16 protein-coding genes are annotated in these 18,090 nt (G+C 67.5%); 3 read left to right on the top strand and 13 right to left on the bottom strand.

What is annotated here, in order from left to right; genetic code table 11:
- Positions 1-2: 2 nt before the first annotated feature.
- Together AC07OH_RS14625 and AC07OH_RS14620 are read right to left on the bottom strand one after the other, a co-directional pair.
- Positions 3-938: a VOC family protein gene (locus tag AC07OH_RS14625; protein ID WP_495301149.1), complete on the bottom strand. Its 936-nt coding sequence runs from the start codon at positions 936-938 to the stop codon at positions 3-5.
- A complete protein-coding gene (locus AC07OH_RS14620) occupies positions 929-1,765 on the bottom strand; it encodes an alpha/beta fold hydrolase (protein WP_495301148.1) in 837 nt (278 codons plus the stop codon). The genes AC07OH_RS14625 and AC07OH_RS14620 overlap by 10 nt, the downstream gene beginning before the upstream one ends.
- Positions 1,766-2,113: 348 nt before the next feature.
- Between AC07OH_RS14620 and AC07OH_RS14615 the strand changes: the two genes are divergently transcribed.
- Both AC07OH_RS14615 and AC07OH_RS14610 read left to right on the top strand, forming a co-directional pair.
- Positions 2,114-2,950, top strand: coding sequence for an IclR family transcriptional regulator (locus AC07OH_RS14615; RefSeq protein WP_495301147.1), 837 nt, complete (start codon positions 2,114-2,116; stop codon positions 2,948-2,950).
- Between the two features lie 164 nt (positions 2,951-3,114).
- Positions 3,115-3,993 carry a Bug family tripartite tricarboxylate transporter substrate binding protein gene (locus AC07OH_RS14610; protein WP_495301146.1) on the top strand — a complete coding sequence of 293 codons (879 nt, stop codon included), beginning with the start codon at positions 3,115-3,117 and terminating at the stop codon, positions 3,991-3,993.
- Between the two features lie 73 nt (positions 3,994-4,066).
- Here the strand turns inward: AC07OH_RS14610 and AC07OH_RS14605 are convergent, their stop codons facing one another.
- On the bottom strand, positions 4,067-4,438 hold the full coding sequence (locus AC07OH_RS14605) for a hypothetical protein (protein WP_489059587.1): 372 nt from the start codon (positions 4,436-4,438) through the stop codon (positions 4,067-4,069).
- Between the two features lie 200 nt (positions 4,439-4,638).
- On the opposite strand from AC07OH_RS14605, the gene AC07OH_RS14600 reads away from it, so the two are divergent.
- Positions 4,639-5,295, top strand: a complete 657-nt coding sequence (locus tag AC07OH_RS14600) for a dihydrofolate reductase family protein (RefSeq protein WP_495301145.1) — start codon at positions 4,639-4,641, stop codon at positions 5,293-5,295.
- A gap of 97 nt (positions 5,296-5,392) precedes the next feature.
- On the opposite strand, the gene AC07OH_RS14595 is transcribed toward AC07OH_RS14600, so the two are convergent.
- From AC07OH_RS14595 to flgJ, 10 genes are all read right to left on the bottom strand, one after another.
- Positions 5,393-6,016 (bottom strand): pentapeptide repeat-containing protein, encoded by a 624-nt coding sequence (locus AC07OH_RS14595; protein WP_495301144.1) that lies wholly within the window; start codon positions 6,014-6,016, stop codon positions 5,393-5,395.
- 148 nt (positions 6,017-6,164) lie between these two features.
- Positions 6,165-7,376 (bottom strand): flagellar hook-associated protein FlgL, encoded by a 1,212-nt coding sequence (gene flgL / locus AC07OH_RS14590; RefSeq protein WP_159274373.1) that lies wholly within the window; start codon positions 7,374-7,376, stop codon positions 6,165-6,167.
- Between the two features lie 29 nt (positions 7,377-7,405).
- Positions 7,406-9,370, bottom strand: coding sequence for a flagellar hook-associated protein FlgK (gene flgK, locus AC07OH_RS14585; RefSeq protein WP_495301143.1), 1,965 nt, complete (start codon positions 9,368-9,370; stop codon positions 7,406-7,408).
- Between the two features lie 111 nt (positions 9,371-9,481).
- On the bottom strand, positions 9,482-11,200 hold the full coding sequence (locus AC07OH_RS14580; protein WP_495301142.1) for a methyl-accepting chemotaxis protein: 1,719 nt from the start codon (positions 11,198-11,200) through the stop codon (positions 9,482-9,484).
- A gap of 10 nt (positions 11,201-11,210) precedes the next feature.
- Positions 11,211-11,738, bottom strand: coding sequence for a chemotaxis protein CheW (locus tag AC07OH_RS14575; RefSeq protein WP_307694672.1), 528 nt, complete (start codon positions 11,736-11,738; stop codon positions 11,211-11,213).
- A 16-nt stretch (positions 11,739-11,754) separates the two neighbouring features.
- A complete protein-coding gene (locus AC07OH_RS14570) occupies positions 11,755-13,377 on the bottom strand; it encodes a methyl-accepting chemotaxis protein (protein WP_495301141.1) in 1,623 nt (540 codons plus the stop codon).
- A 16-nt stretch (positions 13,378-13,393) separates the two neighbouring features.
- Positions 13,394-14,974: a methyl-accepting chemotaxis protein gene (locus AC07OH_RS14565; RefSeq protein ID WP_495301140.1), complete on the bottom strand. Its 1,581-nt coding sequence runs from the start codon at positions 14,972-14,974 to the stop codon at positions 13,394-13,396.
- Positions 14,975-15,164: 190 nt separating this feature from the next.
- The gene (locus tag AC07OH_RS14560; RefSeq protein WP_495301139.1) at positions 15,165-15,446 is read right to left on the bottom strand and encodes a hypothetical protein; all 282 of its coding nucleotides are present in this window, start codon (positions 15,444-15,446) and stop codon (positions 15,165-15,167) included.
- A 7-nt stretch (positions 15,447-15,453) separates the two neighbouring features.
- Entirely contained in the window at positions 15,454-17,019 is a 1,566-nt protein-coding gene (locus AC07OH_RS14555) for a methyl-accepting chemotaxis protein (protein ID WP_495301138.1), read from the bottom strand.
- A gap of 70 nt (positions 17,020-17,089) precedes the next feature.
- On the bottom strand, positions 17,090-18,082 hold the full coding sequence (gene flgJ, locus AC07OH_RS14550) for a flagellar assembly peptidoglycan hydrolase FlgJ (protein WP_495301137.1): 993 nt from the start codon (positions 18,080-18,082) through the stop codon (positions 17,090-17,092).
- Positions 18,083-18,090 lie beyond the last annotated feature (8 nt).

The following is an 18,090-nucleotide window of genomic DNA, read 5'->3' as shown; positions in this document are numbered from 1 at the left end:
CGTCAGGCGGGGTCTGTATCGGGTGCAGGGACGGCATGCATGCGAAGGCCGGGGGCCAGGATGCCGGCCACGGCCTGCAGGAGTTCCACCTGCTGCGCCTGCACGGCGGGCTCGCGCAGCACGGCGTTCAGCACGCCGACGCACACGCCGTCGGCGACGATGGGAACGTTCAGCAGCGACCTCCCGCCGAGGTCCAGGATCCTCTGGTGGTCATCGAAGTTCTGCCGGATGGCGTCGACGCCGTCACTGCTCAAGACCTGGGCCCCCCGCAGCACGGTCTCGCCGAAGTGGGAGCCTTCCTTGTCCTTCGTTCCCCCCACGGGATACGCGTGTTCGTCGCTGGAATACACGCGCTGCAGGCGCATGGAGCGGCCAACGCGCGCATTGATGCTGAACAGCACGGGGCGCAGATGCTTGTCCACGATCCTGGCGACCTTTCGGTACCGGGTCGCCGCGTCCGGGGCGTCGCTGAATGCGGTTGTCAGGTCGGCGTACGCGCCATCCGGCAGGGTGCCTTGGGCACTGCCGAGCGCATCGGCAGGAAAATTCAGTTCGATCGTGACCCCATCCGGGTCGTTGACGAAGATCTGCTCCAGACTGGATTTCGGGATGCTTCGGCGCCGGTACGGAATCGACTGCCGCGTGAGCCGCTGCTCGAACTCCTGCAGGTCGCTGGCGAAAAAGGCAATGTGGTCGACGGCGCCGCTGCCGTGCAGCGTTTCGCCCGGGCTGCGTCCGAAGTGATGGAGCATGGCCGGATCGTCATTGGCCTGCGCCAGGTGCAGGCAGACCTGCGAGCCGATAGCCAGCCACGCGCCCGGGAAAGGCGCCCACGGCCGGGGTGCATCGCGCATGCCCAGCGCCTCGATGTAGAAGCGCCGCGAGGCCTCGATGTCCTTGGTGAGCACGAGGAAGTGGTTCAGGTCTGTCAAGGGCATGTGGCGTGTCCCCGGGCTGCGTCGGACAGAAGAAGAAACTGCGTGAGCGCTGCGGCGAGCTGCGCGGGGGCTTGCATGGCCGTGGCATGCCCCACGCCAGGCAGAACGACGGAACGGCAATCGGGAATCGCGCGCGCGATCGAGAGCGCCACCTCCGGCGGGACCACGGCGTCGGCATCGCCCGTGAGCACCAGGGTGGGCGCGGCGATCGCACCGAGGTCGGCATCGAGGCTCGACGCGACGGCTGCGGCGCGTCGCCGGGTGCCGTCATCCGCCGGCCTGACCTTCAAGAAGAAGCCGCGCAGCTCGGGTCGCTCGGCCAGCAAGGGCGCGGTGAAGAACAGGGTCGCGAGTGCCTCGGCGCTCTCGGGCAAGGCCGCGCGCAGTTGCGACAGCCGGGCCACGCCCGCAGGGTTGAGTTCTGCCATCGCATGAGGAAGCGGCCAGGTGCTTCCCAGCACGAGCCGATCGACCACGTCAGGATGCAGCAGCGCGAGCGCCTGCGCGACCCGGCCGCCGAACGAGGAGCCGAACACATGGGCGCGCTGGAATCCGAGATGGACGATCAGGCGATGGGCATCGTGCGCCAGCGCTTCCAGGCTGGCGGCGTGTGCGGGTGCCGTGGTCTCTCCGCACTCACGCTGGTCGTAGGAGATGACCGTGAAGGCGGGGCTCAGCAGAGGCACCAGCTCGGCGAACATCTGCCGCGTGGCCTCGGCGCCATGCATCAGGAGGAGTGCCGGCCCCTGCCCTTGCAGCGCGTAGGCCGTACGCACGCCCTCGTGATCGAAGAAGCCTTGCGTGGATCGTTGCAGGGGGTCGGCCATGGAGACGGTCTTTCAGCGAATTCAGTGCAGTGGAGGGGTGCGTGGCGCAGTGCGTCCTTGCAATGAAGTCTAGGCACGAACGCGCACCCGCAGAAGCCTCATTTCTCCTGGATCGATCACATCGTGAGAATCCACGGCGCCTGAATATGGGTCCGACCTCCTCGCTCATTATTCTTTCAGAACAGCGGTCAGAATTTGATTCTCACCATGTGAGCCGACACGGATGACTTCGGGTGCCCTTCGACCCTAGCATTGCCGCAAGTTCAACGACGTCCTTGCTGGATTCCCGGGTTCATCTGCCTGTCTGCCTCACGACCTGACTGACCTCTGAACGAAACGGACCTGCCCATGATCGATTCCCGCCATGAGCCCTCGGATGCGCGCAGCGGCGCGCAAGCCGTCGAGCGAAGCCTGTCGATCCTTCGGCTGCTGGCGCTTCGCCCTGCCGACGGCTTGCGCATCAAGACCATCTCGCAAGCCACCGGACTGCACGTCGCGACGTCGTCGCGCATGGTGCGCGCGATGCAGCAGCTGGGCTTCGTGGAACAGGACCCGGACACGCGGCGCTACAGGCTGGGCTTCGGCGCCGCGCTGCTGGGCGCGGCGACGGCGTCGCGCCTCCAGGTGAATGCCGAGATTCGCGGACTGATCGACGACCTGGCGGACAAGACCGGCGAGTCGATCTACCTGTGCGTGCGCCAGGGCCTGTCGGCCGTGTTCGTGTACCGCGCCTCGGGCTCCTTTCCCATCCGGGCAGTGACCGTCGACGTCGGCACGCATGTGCCTCTCGGCGTGGGCGCCGCGGGCATGGCCATCCTGTCGACGCTGCCCGATGAGGAGCGCGAGCAAGTGCTGCAGCGTGTCGCGCCGCTGGTGCCCGAATACCGGCTGAAGATGAGCGATGTGACGGAGCTGATGGCCCGCGCAGAGGCGCAAGGCTACGCACTGATGGACGGGCGCACGTTCCCCGGCATCCACAGCGTGGGTGTCGCCGTTCCGGCCAACCGGCAGCACGTTCAGGCAGGCCTCAGCCTGTCCGCCATCGCCGAGCGACTGGACCCACAAAGGCAGGCCACGGTCGCCAAGGATTTGCGCACGGCAGCGAGCCGCATCGCCAAGCTGGAGTTCTTCAAGCACCTGCACGCACCGGCGAGCCAACGCCCGGGCGGCGCCGTGTTCTGGTGATCCGCTTTTTTCTTCCCACCCCACCCCATCCACTGCAGGAGAGCCTTGTGAAATCGATCCCCCACCGGAAGCTGTCGTCCACGAATCGCCGAGCCCTGCTCCAGACACTGGGTGCGGTGGCCCTGGCAGCACCATCGCTCTCCTTTGGGCAGGACCGCCCCGCCGTGACCCGCATCGTCGTGCCGTTCGCACCCGGGAATGCGGTGGATGCCTCCGCACGCCAGCTGGCCGAGGCGCTGCGACGCACCACCGGCCGCAACCACATCGTCGACAACAAGCCCGGCGCCGGCGCGATCATCGGCAGCGCCGAGGTGGCGCGCGCCAGGCCCGACGGGTCCGTCTTGCTCTTCACCACCGGGGGCCACACGACCAATGCGGTGCTCTACGGCAAGCTGCCCTACGACTCGCAAAAAGACTTCACCCCCATCTCGCAGGTGACGAGTTCCCCGGGCTTCGTCATGCTCGTTCGCGCAGACGCGCCGTACCGGACCCTCAACGACCTGATGGCGGCGGCGCGTGCCAAGCCGGGCACCATCACTTTCGCCTCCTACGGCACCGGCAACACCACGCACCTGGTGGGAGAGCTGTTCGCGCGCGCCGCCAACCTTCAGCTCGTGCATGTGCCGTACAAGGCCTCGCCGATCCCGGACCTGCTGGGCGGCCATGTGGACTTCCTGTTCATCGGCACCTCGAGCGGCCTGCCCTTGATTCATGAGGGAAAAACGCGCGGCCTGGCCATCACGTCGGCCTCCCGCATCTCCTACCTTCCCGAGGTGCCCAGCGTCTCGGAGTTCGGCCTCAAGGGCGTGGACATCCCGGCGTGGTCAGGGCTGTGGGGGCCCAAGGGCATGTCACCGGCACTGGCCACGGCCATCCGGGACGACGTGGCGAAGGCGATGCAGGAGCCTGCGTTCCAGGCATCGCTGAAGACTTTCGCCAGCACATCGGTCGTGACCACCCCGCAGCAGTTCTCGGACACGGTGTCTGCGGAGATCGCGAACTACAAGCGGCGCCTTGAACCGCTGGGCATCCAGCTCGACTGAGTGCGTTCCTCGGGCAGACCGCGTCGCATCGATACCGGCCCTTCAACCCCCTCGCGCACAGCCGTTGCCGGCATCAATCGCGGTCTTCGTAATAACGGCGGTGCTGCTCACGCTCCCATTGCCGGCGACGCCACTCACGGCGCTCCGCGCGGCGCTCTTCCCAGCGCTGCGCGCGACGCTCCTCCCACCGCGATCCGGGCTCGTAGTAGACAGGTGCCGGGCTGGAGTAGACCGGCTGGGCAGGCTGGTAGTAGGTCGGGGCCGGCCTCGAATAGACAGGCGCCGGCTCGTAATAGACCGGTGCGGGCTCGCTCACGACCACGCCGGGCACGTTGACGCCAATGGACCAGCTGGTGCCCGCGTTGGCCGATGCGGCGGTGAACAAGGCGCCGACAGCAACAAGACCTGCGGCACCCAGCTTGAGAGCGATTCGGGGAAAAGTCATTTCATCTCCTGGAGGGCAAGAAATCGCCCTGATGCATCACCAACGCCCGGCCTTGCGGCGCCGCGTACATCGCCACGGTGAAGAACGTTCCCAAATGTCACACGGTCAACGGGCACACCAGGGCCTGACTCGGCTGCCCCTCCCCCGTGGCGGGCGCGCCCGGCGCTAAACTGCGGCTCCGTTTTTCAGGAGACCACGCCATGACCCGATTGCTCGTGCGCAGCTTCGGCGTTTCGCTCGATGGCTTTGCCGCCGGCCCGGACCAGAGCCTGGCGCATCCGCTGGGCGTTCGCGGCCCGGAACTCATGGACTGGTTCTTTCCCACGCGCATCTGGCAGCAGATGCAAAAGACGGGCGAGACCAACGGCGAGACCGGCATCGACAACGAGATCGCCGAACAAGGCTTCGCCGAGATGGGCGCCTGGATCCTCGGTCGCAACATGTTCGGCCCGGTACGCGGCCCCTGGCCCGATGACAGCTGGAAAGGCTGGTGGGGTGACGAGCCTCCCTATCACGTGCCAGTCTTCGTGCTGACCCACCATGCCCGCGCGCCCCTGACGATGCAGGGTGGCACCACCTTCCACTTCGTCACCGGCGGCATCCACGATGCACTGGCGCAGGCGAAGGCCGCCGCAGGTGCGCGCGACGTGCGCTTGGGCGGCGGCGTGGCCACCGTGCGCGAATACCTGAAGGCCGGGCTGATCGACGAACTTCACCTGGCCGTGCGACCGGTGCTGCTGGGACAGGGCGAGGCCCTGTTCGCAGGCCTGGACCTGCCGGCACTGGGCTACCGCTGCGAACGGCAGATCGCAGGCGAGCGCGCCACGCACATGTTCCTGCGCCGCAACGCAGCCTGACGTCACGCCGGGGCACGGGGCACCGTCATGACGCGAGCCACCACGGCAGGTCGCTTTCTTCCTGCAGCGTGTTCATCGCACCCGCGCTGTCTCGTGTCTATTCCTCCGGCCTGACGTCCATGCCCAGCGCCTCGGCGATGGTCAGCGCCTGCACGGCCGTGATGATTGCCCCCTGAAGCTGTACGTGCTGCGGCTCCAGTGCACTCAGGTCACTGCCACGCAGGTCGCATCGCGAGAGGTTGGCGCTGTGCAGCCAGGCACCCGACAGATCGACGTCGCGAAGCACGCCGCCGTCGCATCGTGCGCCCGTGAGGTCGACCTCTCGCATCCGTGTGCCGGTGAACGACGCCTTGCGCAGGTCGGCACCCGGCAGGCCGGCAAATGACCAGTCGCCGCCGACCGCTTTCATCACCTCGAACATGCAGCCATCGAACATGCTGCCGACGAACTTGCAATCGATGAAGCTGGCATCGAAGAACTTGCAGGCGACGAACGTGCAATTGACGAAGGCCGCATCCGTGTGGACGGACGCATTGAAGCGCGCGCTTCGGAAGGTGCAGTCGGTGAACACCGACCCGGTGTTTCTGGCCTCCGTCATGTCCAGATCGCTGAACAGGACAGCGGTGTAGGTTTGCCGGTCGATGTCTTTCCCGTACCAGCGCTCTCCAGCCAGGGTGGTCTGGGTCGCAGGTGCCGGTGCCCCATATGCACGTTCGGCCATGGATCGATTCTCCGAGGAAGGTGGGGGTGGTGCGCGGCGGCCAAGCGGACGACCGACGGCAGCCCGTCGACGCATTCTGCCCGCGTCCATCGCGACGATCGGCTTCCCCCCTCCAGTGGCCAGCACGCAGCCGCTGGCTACCCCACCCTCACAGGTAGTTGAAGAGCGAAATGCTGTTCAACTTGGCAAACGTCATCTGCGTCGCCTGCAGCGACGACTGCCGCTGGTAGAACTCGGAAATCGCCGTGTACGGATCGAGGTCCTCGATCGACGACAGGTAGCTTTCTTCCTGCAGCTTGTTCATCGCACCGGCGCTGTCGAGCGCCTGCAGCTCGACCTGGCGCGAGCCCACCGACGACAGCACGGTGAGCACGTTGTCGTGCGCGTTCGTGACCTTCACGTTGGCGGTGCTCAAGGCGTTACGCAGCTGCGCCTGGGCCGCCGCGCCACCACCGTTGAGCGGTGCGCGCAGCGCCGTCACCAACTCGCCCAGGGCCGCGAAGATGTCGGTGCCGGCGTTCTGCGCGGTCGACACGTCGAAGCTGTCGCCGTTGGCCGGCGTGCCGCTGATGGCGATCTGCACGCCGCCGAACGAGATCGGGGTGCCGGCGGTGAACGGGCCGCTCGCGGCCACCACGGGCGGCGTGTCCTTGGTCATCACCGTGTAGTCGGTGCCGGTGAAGCGGATGGTGAAGTCCTTGCCGTAGTTCGGTGCGGTGGCGTCGGTGATGCTCACGGCGCCGAACACGCCCGAGCCGGTGTTGGCAGGTGAGCCCGAGGTCACGTAGCCCGCGCCGCCCTGCACCGACTGGAAGATGCTGCGGCCGTCGTCCGAGGTCGACATCTGGCGCGCCACGTCGATCTGCATCAGCCGCTCGCCCTGGTCGCCCACGTACTGCACGCCGCCGCCGGCGGCCATCACGAAGGGCGGGCTGCCGCTCTTGTAGCCGGCGAACAGGTACTGGCCGCTGCCGTTGTCGCTGTTGGCCACACCCACGAGCTGCTCCAGGCTGCTCTGGATGGCCGTGGCAAGCGAGCCGCGATCGGCGTCCGACAGGCCGCCGCCGCCGGCTTGCACGACCAGCGTCTTCACGTGCTGCAGGATCGACGTCACCGAGTCGAGCGCGTTCTCTTCGGTCGACAGCGCCAGCGCCGCGCGCTGGCGGCTGGTGGCGAACTGGGCGCCCTCCGCCAGCGTCTGGCTCACGCCGAGCGCGCGCGCCGCCCCCACCGGGTCGTCGCCGGCCGACAGGAACTTGGAGTTGGTCGCCAGCTGCTGCTGGACCTTGAACAGCTTCTGCTGCTGCAGGCCCATCGACTGCAGGCTCTGTTCGTAGAAGGATTGGGTGCTGATGCGCATCGCGGGTCCTGGGATCTGTACAAAAGGGTTCAGCTGCGGATGCCGAGGATGGCGTCGAACATCGCCGAGGCGGTCTGGATCACCTTGGCGTTGGCCTGGTACATCTGCTGGAACATCAGCAGGTTGCCGGTTTCCTCGTCCTGCACCACGCCGGAAATCGCGCGCTGGCTGGCCTTGATCTGGCCGGTGACGCTGTCCTGCGTGACGGCGGCCACCTTGATCGACATGGCGCGGTTGCCGACGTCGCTCACCAGCTGCGAGTAGGCGCCGTTGAAGGTCGCGGTGCCGTTCGACATCGTGGTCTTGCGCTGCAGCGCGCCCAGCAGCAGCGCATTGCCGCCGTCGGAGACACCGCCCGTGTTCTTGCCGATGGTGAAGGTGTCGCCCTGCGCGGGCGCGCCCGTCATGGCCACGGTGATGCCGTCGAAGCTCATCTTCGCGCCGGCCGTGTACGGCACGGGCGTGCCGGCCGGGTAGCTGGTGGCGGTGCCGTTGGCCAGCGTGACAGTCACGGCCGAGCCGGCCGGAAAGCCCGACAGCGTGCCGGTGCCCGCGTTGAAGCTCAGCGTGACGTTGCCGGCCAGCGGCGAGCCCGGGTAGGCCGCATCGACGCTGGCCGCGCCCAGCGCGCCGCTGCCCTTGTTGCCCGCGGTGTTGCCGGTGATCACGGGCGACGCGGCGGCCACCTTGGCCGGGTCGCGCACCAGCACCTCGAGGTCGCGCGCGCCGGTGCGCGTGGGCTGCACCAGGAACGAATCGCCGGCCTGCGCCGTGCCGCTCGCGGCCGTGAGGCTCACGCCGTCGAAGCTGATCGGGAAGGTGGTGAAGCTGCCCATCGGCGTCTTGTCCGACAGCCGCGTGACCGTGTAGGTGAGCGTGCCCGCCACGTCGGTGACGCTCACGTTGTAGTCGCTCGTGGTGAGCTTGGACGCATCGGTCAGCGTGGCGCCCAGCTCGAGGTTGCCGACGTTGCCTGCGTTGGCGATCGTGCCCGGCACGGCCTGCGAGAAGAAGTTCTGGCCCAGCGCACCGTTCAGGTCCACGCCCAGCTTGTGCTGCGCGTTCACCGCGTCGGCCACCGACATGGCGAGCCGGCCGACGGCGTTCTGCGTGGGGATCAGCGTGTCCTTGCGGAAGGCCATGAGGCCGCCGAGCACGCCGCCGGTGAAGGCGCTGTCGTCGAGCTCGACGGTGTTGCCGGCAAAGCCCGACAGGGCCACCACCTGGCGCGTGGGGTCGGCCGACGACGTCACCGCCGCCATCTTCGAGGCATGGTCGCCCACCACCAGCGACTGGCCGGTGGCGATGAATACGTTGTACTTGCCGTCGTCCTGCTGCAGCACGCGCACGTCGACCACCTGGCTCAGCTCGCTCACGAGCTGGTCGCGCTGGTCGAGCAGGTCGTTCGGCGCCTGGCCGCCGGCCACCGCGCTCATCTGGCTGATCTGCTGGTTCAGGCTGGCGATCTTGGCGGCGTAGGTGTTGATCTGGCTCACGCTGCCCACGATCTGCTCGTTGACCGAGGTGTTCAGGTCCGACAGGTACTGGTCGGTCGCGCGGAACTTGCTGGCCAGCGACTGCGCCGCGCTGATCATCTGCTGGCGCGCCGCCGGGTCGGCCGGCGTGTTGGCCACGCCCTGCACGCTGGTGAAGAAGCTCTGCATCAGCGGCGCGATGCCCGAGGTCTTGTCGGCCAGCAGCTGGTCGATGCGGTTGACCTGCACGCCGTTGGTGGCCAGCGCGGCCGACTGCGACTGCGCGGTGGCCAGCTGCGCCGTGAGGTAGCGGTCGTAGCTGCGCGACACGGTCGTCACGTTGGCGCCCGAGCCGATGAAGCCCGAGCCGCTGGCAATGCCGCCGGCGGAGGCGATCTGCGCGATCTGGCGGCTGTAGCCGGCCGTGTACACGTTGGCGGTGTTGTGGGCCGTGGTCATCAGCGCGGTGCGGGCGACCGCGAGGCCGCTCAGACCTGTGTAGAACATGCTTCCGGACATGAGGCTTTACCTGTCAAAGGGGTGTGGGGGAGCGGCATCACGCGATGCCTCCCCATGGTTATCGGCAGCGCGCGCCCGAAGTTGAGGGCGCGCGGTGTCATTGCGCCTGGCTCAGAACTCGGACCAGTCGCCCTTGGCGTCGCCGGCCATGGCGAGCTGTGGTGTGCCCGTCGGTTCGCGGCGTGCAGGCAACGCCTTGGCACGTGGCTTGGGCGTCGGCTTCGGCGGCTTGGGAATCGGCGTGATGCGCGTGAAGCTGGCGCGGGTGGTTGCGACCGCGTTCGCGTCGAGCTTGAAGACGCTCACGGCCTGCACGAGGCTGCCGGCCTGTTCCTGCAGCGACTGCGCGGCGGCCGAGGCTTCTTCGACCAGCGCCGCGTTCTGCTGCGTGACCTGGTCCATCTGCGTGATCGCCTGGTTGATCTGCTCGATGCCGGAGGTTTGCTCCTGGCTCGCGGCGGTGATCTCGCCCATGATGTCCGTCACGCGCTTGACGCTGCCCACGATCTCTTCCATCGTGCGGCCGGCTTCTGCAACCTGCTTGCTGCCTTCTTCGACCTTTTCCACCGAGTCGCCGATCAGGGTCTTGATTTCCTTGGCTGCGGCTGCGGAGCGTTGAGCCAGGCTGCGAACTTCGGAGGCCACGACTGCGAAGCCTCGGCCTTGCTCACCAGCGCGGGCAGCTTCGACCGCCGCGTTCAACGCGAGGATGTTGGTCTGGAACGCAATGCCGTCGATCACGCCGATGATGTCGACGATCTTCTTGGACGAGGCGTTGATCGAGCCCATCGTGTCCACGACCTGCGACACGACCGCGCCACCCTTCACTGCCACTTCCGAAGCAGAAACCGCCAGCTGATTGGCTTGACGCGCGTTGTCCGCGTTCTGCTTCACCGTCGAAGTCAGTTCTTCCATCGACGCCGCCGTCTGCTCCAGCGAACTCGCCTGCTCTTCGGTACGCGAAGAAAGATCCTGGTTGCCCGAAGCGATCTGCCCCGACGCCGTGGCAATGGTCTCCGTGCCCGTGCGCACTTCGCCCACCACCTTGGCGAGATTCGCGTTCATGTCCTTCAGCGCCTGCATCAGCTGGCCCGTCTCGTCGCGGCTGTCCACGCGGATGTTCGCGCTCAGGTCGCCGGCCGCCACCGTCTCGGCCACGCCGACCGCCTTGGCCAGCGGGCGCACGATGCTGCGCGAGATGAAGAAGGCGAACAGGCCGCCCAGCAGCACCGTGAGCGCCGTCAGCAGCAGCCGCAGGTTGAAGCTCTTCGCATTCGCCGCGTCGATGGCGTGGCTCATGTCGTCGATGGCGCGGCGTTCGATGGCCAGCAGCTCGAGCACGCGGTTCTCATACGCCTTGGCCGCCGGCTGGAACGACAGCTGGTAGGCGCGCACGGTCTCGACCGTGTTGCCGCTGGCCTTGGCGCGGGTCACGTCGTCCTTGGCGGCCTGGTACTTGGCGCGCAGCTCGACGATGGACTTGTAGGTCGATTTTTCTTCGTCGGTGACCAGCAGCGCCTCGACCTTGGCCATGGTCTCGCTGCCCTTCTTCACGCTCTCGGAGATCACGTCGGCGAACAGCATCGGCAGCGCCTCGTCGGTGGTGCGCGCGATCATCGAGGTGCGCGCGATGGCCGAGTAGGTCAGCACGTACCAGTCGGCAATGAGCCGCTCCTTGGCCAGCGGGCTCTGCATCATGATGCGCGTGGCCTCGGCGTTCCTGTGCGCGGAGACCAGCGCCACGGCGCTGGAGATCACCGACAACCCGAGCACGATGCCGAAGGCGAGGGTCAGGCGGGTGCCGATGCGAAGGTTCGAAAAGAATGTCATGGGGTGGTCCTCAAACGGTGGCGGCGGCTTCGATGAGGCCCATTTCTTCGCTGGACATCAGCCGGTCGATGTCCACCAGGATCAGCATGCGTTCGTCCAGCGTGCCCAGGCCGATCAGGTAGTCGGTGTCGAGCACCGAACCCATCTCGGGCGCCGGCTTGATCTGCTCGGCCGTGAGCGTGATCACGTCCGACACGCTATCGACCACCATGCCCACCACACGGCCCGAGATGTTCAGAACGATCACCACCGTGAACTGGTCGTAGGTGGGTGCGCCCAGCTCGAACTTGATGCGCATGTCGATGATCGGCACGATGATGCCGCGCAGGTTGACCACGCCCTTGATGTAATCCGGCGCGTTCGCGATGCGCGTCACGGCGTCGTAGCCGCGCAGTTCCTGCACCTTCTGGATGTCGATGCCGTATTCCTCGTCGCCGAGCTTGAAGGTCACGACCTCCAGGCGGTTGGCCACGGTGGACGCGGACGGCGCCGCGCCATTCGCGCGCGGTGATGTGGTGTCTCTGGTGTTGTTCAACATGTGTTCTTCTCCTCGTTCAATACGCATCCCGGGCGCCGGCACCCTCGCCCGCCCCGGTCCTGAATACCCCTGCGGCCCGGACCAGGCCCTGCGCCTGTTCCTGCAGCGACTGCGCCGTGGCCGAGGCCTCTTCGACCAATGCAGCGTTCTGCTGCGTCACCTGGTCCATCTGTGCGATGGCCTGGTTGATCTGCTCGATGCCCGAGGTCTGCTCCTGGCTCGCGGTCGTGATCTCGCCCATGATGTCGGTCACGCGCTTCACGCTGCCGACGATCTCCTGCATGGTGCGGCCGGCCTCGGCCACCTGCTTGCTGCCCGCCTCGACCTTCTCCACCGAGTCGCCGATCAGGGTCTTGATTTCTTTCGCCGCAGCCGCCGAACGCTGCGCGAGGCTGCGCACTTCCGACGCGACCACCGCAAAGCCCTTGCCCTGCTCGCCCGCGCGGGCCGCCTCGACAGCCGCGTTCAGCGCGAGGATGTTGGTCTGGAACGCGATGCCGTCGATCACGCCGATGATGTCGACGATCTTTTTCGACGAGGCGTTGATCGAGCCCATCGTGTCCACGACCTGCGACACCACGGCGCCGCCCTTCACCGCCACTTCCGACGCGGAGACGGCCAGCTGGTTCGCCTGCAGCGCGTTGTCCGCGTTCTGCTTCACGGTCGAGGTCAGCTCTTCCATCGACGCGGCCGTCTGCTCCAGCGAGCTGGCCTGCTGCTCGGTGCGCGAGGACAGGTCTTCGTTGCCCGAGGCGATCTGGCTCGACGCCGACATCACGCCCGCGACGTTCGCGCCCACGTCCGCGACGATGGCGAAGAGGTTGGCGCTCATCTGGTTCAGCGCGCGCAGCAGCCCCGCGATCTCGTCGCCGGGCCGCACCGTGAAGCGCACGAGGTCGCCGCCGGCGATGGTGCGCGCCACCTCGATGGCTTCATCGAGCGGACGGAACACCGTGCGCCCGAGGAACGCACCGAGGCCCAGCCACGCCAGCGCGGCGCCGAGGCTGCCCGTTGCCACGGCGGTGGGCAGCCAGCTGTGCGCGCCGGACATAGCGGCCAGGCGGGACGCTTCCATCCAGCCCATCACACCCAGGCCTGCTGACAACGCCGCCGCCGCGAGGGTCACGCCGAACACGCGGCGCCGCACCGGGATGCGCCGCAGCCGCGCCAACGGATGGGCCCAGCCGCTGCGCACCACCTCGCCCTGCAGCAGTTCGAGGCCCTTGGCCTCGCCCTCGCGCATGCGGCGGTAGAGCGCATCGGCGGCAGCCACGTCGTCGCGCGCGGGGCGGCTGCGCACGGACATGTAGCCCTCCACGCGCCCCTGGTGACGGATCGGCGTGACGTTGGCGAGCACCCAGTAGAAGTCGCCGTTCTTGCGCCGGTTCTTGATCAGGCCGGTCCAGGGCAGGCCCTGGTCGAGCGTGCGCCACAGGTCGGCGAAGGCCTCGGGCGGCACGTCGGGGTGGCGCACGATGTTGTGCGCCTTGCCCAGGAGTTCGGCGGCCGTGAAGCCGCTGGCCGCTACGAAGGCCGGGTTGACGTAAGTGATGCGTCCCTTGAGGTCGGTGCGGGACACCAGGGCCTCTTCCTTCGAGAGTTCGTATTCGATGTCGGTGACGGGCAGGTTGACACGCATGGCCGGTGTGTCGCCTTCAGGCCAGGGCCAGCGCGTTGCCGTGGCTGCTGCTGCCACCGAGGCGGAACACGCCGACGACCTGCGACAGGCTGCCGGCCTGCTCCTGCAGCGACTGCGCGGCGGCCGAGGCTTCCTCGACCAGCGCCGCGTTCTGCTGCGTGACCTGGTCCATCTGCGTGATCGCCTGGTTGATCTGCTCGATGCCGGAGGTTTGCTCCTGGCTCGCGGCGGTGATCTCGCCCATGATGTCCGTCACGCGCTTGACGCTGCCCACGATCTCTTCCATCGTGCGGCCGGCTTCTGCAACCTGCTTGCTGCCTTCTTCGACCTTTTCCACCGAGTCGCCGATCAGGGTCTTGATTTCCTTGGCTGCGGCTGCGGAGCGTTGAGCCAGGCTGCGAACTTCGGAGTCCACGACTGCGAAGCCTCGGCCTTGCTCACCAGCGCGGGCAGCTTCGACCGCCGCGTTCAACGCGAGGATGTTGGTCTGGAACGCAATGCCGTCGATCACGCCGATGATGTCGACGATCTTCTTGGACGAGGCGTTGATCGAGCCCATCGTGTCCACGACCTGCGACACGACCGCGCCACCCTTCACTGCCACTTCCGAAGCAGAAACCGCCAGCTGATTGGCTTGACGCGCGTTGTCCGCGTTCTGCTTCACCGTCGAGGTCAGCTCTTCCATCGACGCCGCCGTCTGCTCCAGCGAACTGGCCTGCTCTTCGGTGCGCGACGACAGGTCCTGGTTGCCCGAGGCGATCTGCCCCGAGGCCGTGGCAATGGTCTCCGTGCCCGTGCGCACTTCACCCACCACCTTCGCCAGGTTGGCGTTCATGTCCTTCAGCGCCTGCATCAGCTGGCCCGCTTCGTCGCGGCTGTCCACGCGGATGTTCGCGCTCAGGTCGCCGGCCGCCACGGTCTCGGCCACTTCGAGCGCATGGCCCAGCGGGCGCACGATGCCCAGCGTGAGGCGCCACGCGAACAGCGCGCCCACCGCCAGCGCGATGGCCGACAGCACGAGCAGCGTGGTGCGGCCTTCGGTGTGGTCGGCCGCGATGCCCTTGGCGGCGGCGTCGATCTTCTCGCGCTGGTGGTTGGCCAGGTTTTCGACGGCGCCGGCGTAGACGGCGAGCGCCGCGCTGAACTTGGTGTCGACCAGCACATTGGCTTCGTCGATCTTCTTCTCGTCCTTGAGCTTGTTGAGCGTGCCCACGGTCTCGAGCACGACGACGCGCGCCGCGACCACCGCGGCATAGAGCGCCTTTTCTTCCGGCGTGGCGAGCATGGCTTCCAGCTGCTTCTGCGCTGGCGTGATGCGCGCCGAACCCGCCGCCTGGAGCTTGGCGAAATAGGCCGCCACCTCGGGATCGGTGGTCTTGACCATCGCGTAGTTGGCCACCGTGTTCGACTTGAGCAGGCTGAGCCATTCGGCCGCCAGCCGCTCCTTGACCAACGCGCCCTGCACCATCTCGTCGGTGGCCTGCCCCACGTTCGTGAGGCGCAGCACGCCCGTGCCCGCAATGAACGCCATCAGCAGCAGCAGCACCGCGAAGCCGAGCCCGAGGCGGGTGCCGATTTTCAGATCCTTCAAACTCATTGCGCTTCTCTTCCTTCAATAACGGGGGACGGTGGCCGCATCGCGCGGCGGGCCACCGGCATGACATGACGGCATGGCGGGGCAGCGGCCTGCGCCACCCCGTCTCCCTGTTATCGGCAGCGCGCCGCCAGACTTGAGTCTTTTTTCTAAAGAAAGGCGCGAATCGGGGCGCGAGCGCATGCGTGCTCTGTCAGGCGTCGGTGGCGTTGACGTGCTGGAACACCCGGTCCAGCCGCTCGGCCACCTTGGCGTCGTGGTGGCTTGCACGGGCCCGTGCGTGCGCCGCGAAGCCCGCTAGACCCAGGCCCGTCAGGCAGGCGGCGCCGGCCAACGCCCACACGGTATGGAGCGCCCAGGCGCAGCCGGTGCCGACATGGAAGCCGAGGAAGAGCGCCACGGCCAGCAGCAGGAGCAATGCGGCGAAGCCCATGCCGACGCGGCGCAGGGCTTTCGGATGGAAATGCGTGGACACGGGGCGTTCAGGCCGCAACGGCTTCGTCGGCGTCGAGCTTGAAGGTGCTCACGGCCTCGACCAGCGCGCCGGCCTGCTCCTGCAGCGACTGCGCGGCGGCCGAAGCCTCTTCGACCAGCGCCGCGTTCTGCTGCGTCACCTGGTCCATCTGCGTGATCGCCTGGTTGATCTGTTCGATGCCGGAGGTTTGCTCCTGGCTCGCGGCCGTGATCTCGCCCATGATGTCGGTCACGCGCTTGACGCTGCCCACGATCTCTTCCATCGTGCGGCCGGCTTCGGCGACCTGCTTGCTGCCTTCTTCGACTTTTTCTACCGAGTCGCCGATCAGGGTCTTGATTTCCTTGGCGGCGGCTGCGGAGCGTTGAGCCAAGCTGCGAACTTCCGAAGCAACGACGGCAAAGCCTCGGCCCTGCTCACCAGCGCGGGCAGCCTCCACAGCCGCGTTCAGGGCCAGGATGTTGGTCTGGAACGCGATGCCATCGATCACGCCGATGATGTCGACGATCTTCCTGGACGAGGCGTTGATCGACCCCATCGTGTCCACGACCTGCGACACGACCGCGCCACCCTTCACCGCGACTTCCGAAGCAGAGACGGCCAGCTGATTCGCCTGCCGCGCGTTGTCCGCGTTCTGCTTCACCGTCGAAGTCAGCTCTTCCATCGACGCCGCCGTCTGCTCCAGCGAACTCGCCTGCTCTTCCGTGCGCGACGACAGGTCCTGGTTGCCCGCCGCGATCTGCCGCGACGCCACCGCGATCGAATCGGTCGAGGCCTTGATGCGCGTCACGAGGTCGGTGAGCGTGTCTTCCATCTCGCCCATGCCGCGCAGCAGCCGGCCGAAGTCGCCGCCGCGCTCGGTCTCGAACTCCTGGCTCAGGTCGCCGGAGGCCACGGTCTCGGCGATCAGCAGCGCCTCGGCCACCGGATCGGCGATGCTGCGCGTGAGCAGCCATGCGAGCACCGCGCCCAGCGCCAGCGCGGCCACGGCCAGCGCGACGATGTAGATGAGGCCTGCGCGGTACTGCGCGTCGATGGCGGCGGCGGTGCTGTCGATGTGCTTCTGCTGGTGCGCCACCATGGCGCGGATGCCCGCGTCGTAGCCGTCGAGCATCGGCAGCAGCTGCGTGTCGGTGCGCGTCGCGGCCTCGTCCTTGCGGCCTTCGGTCTTCAGCTGGAGGATCTGCTGGCGCAGCGCGACGTACTCGCCGCGCCGCTTCTGGATGTCGGCGCTCAGCGCCAGTTCTTCCGGCGACACGAGCAGCGCCTCGAGCGCCTTCTGCGTCTCGGAGATGGTGGCGCTGGTGGCGGCGATCTGCTTTTGCAGGTGCGCCTGCACCTGCGCGTCGTCGCTCTTGAGCAGCGAGAAGGTGCGCACGCTGTTGGTGGCGGTGCCCAACTGCCAGGCCGTGGCCAGGCGCTCCTTCGACAAGGTGCGCGAGGCCAGTTCCTTCGTGGCCTCGCCCACGTCTTGCAGCCGCAGCACGCCGATGCCCGCCACGGCCACCAGCAGCGCCAGCACCAGCGCAAAGCCGGCGCCCAGCCGCATTCCGGTCGTCCAGTTCTTTATCGTCATTCGCTTGTCTCCTCTCGGGGCCTCTCGTGTCGTTGTTCTCGGGTCCGGGCAGTCAGGCTGTGTGAAGGGCTCAGCCGAACTTCTGCATGATGCGAACCAGCTTCTCGCCGTACTTCGGGTCGGTGGCATAGCCCGCGCGCTGCAGGCCGTGCGCGGCCTGCGCCGGGTCGGCGGTGGCCAGCACATTCGCGTAGCGCGGGTTGCGCGTGATGAAGCGCGCGTAGTCGGTGAAGGCCTCTTCGTACGAGGCGTAGGCGCGGAACTTGGCGCGCACCTTCTGCGGCTCGCCGTCGATGTATTCGGTGGTGGTGGTCTCGACCGTGGCGCCCTTCCAGCCCTTGTCGGCCTTGATGCCGAAGAGGTTGAAACTTGGCGTGCCGTCGTCGGCGCGGATCTCGCGCTTGCCCCAGCCCGATTCGAGCGCGGCCTGCGCCAGGATCAGTGGCGCGGGCACGCCGCTGGCGTTGCTGGCCGCCTGCGCCGAAGCGCCCATGCGGTCCACGAACGCATCGACCTGGCCTTGCAGCGAGGCGTTCGCGGCCGGTGCGGGGCTGCTCTTCATTTGATAGACACCGAGGTCGGCCGCCGTCGACACGCGCGCGCCGGGCGCCGAGCCGATGGGAATGCCCGCGCGCGGGCCGTACGGCAAGCCGGGGGGCGGCTCCAGCGACATCGGCCGGGTGCCGATGCCCTCGTCGGCTTCGGGCGCCGCCGAAGGCAATTGCCGCCGCAGCTGCGCCAGCATCGCCTCGGCCAGCCCCACGCCGCGCCCCGAGAGGTTCTGCGTGAGCTGCTGGTCGAACATCGACAGGTAGACCTTCTGGTCCTGGCTGTCGAGCAGGCCGCTCGAGGGCGTCGCCTCGCGCATGCTCTTGAGCACCATGTTCATGAATAGCGCCTCGAACTGGCGAGAGACCTGCTGCAGGCCCTCTTCGGGCGAGGTGCGCACGGTGCGCCGCAGCGCATCGACGCCCTGCACGTCGAGCGCAAAACGCTGGTCGAGCGCGCCGCTGCGGCTGGCCGCGTCGGCGCCGCTCCATGCGGTGTTGGCAGAGATGGTCATGACGGCGG

This window comes from Variovorax sp. GW821-FHT10C12, assembly GCF_059415405.1.
Note: the sequence above shows the minus strand (reverse complement) of the source record. Positions and strands in the feature narration are given on the sequence as shown.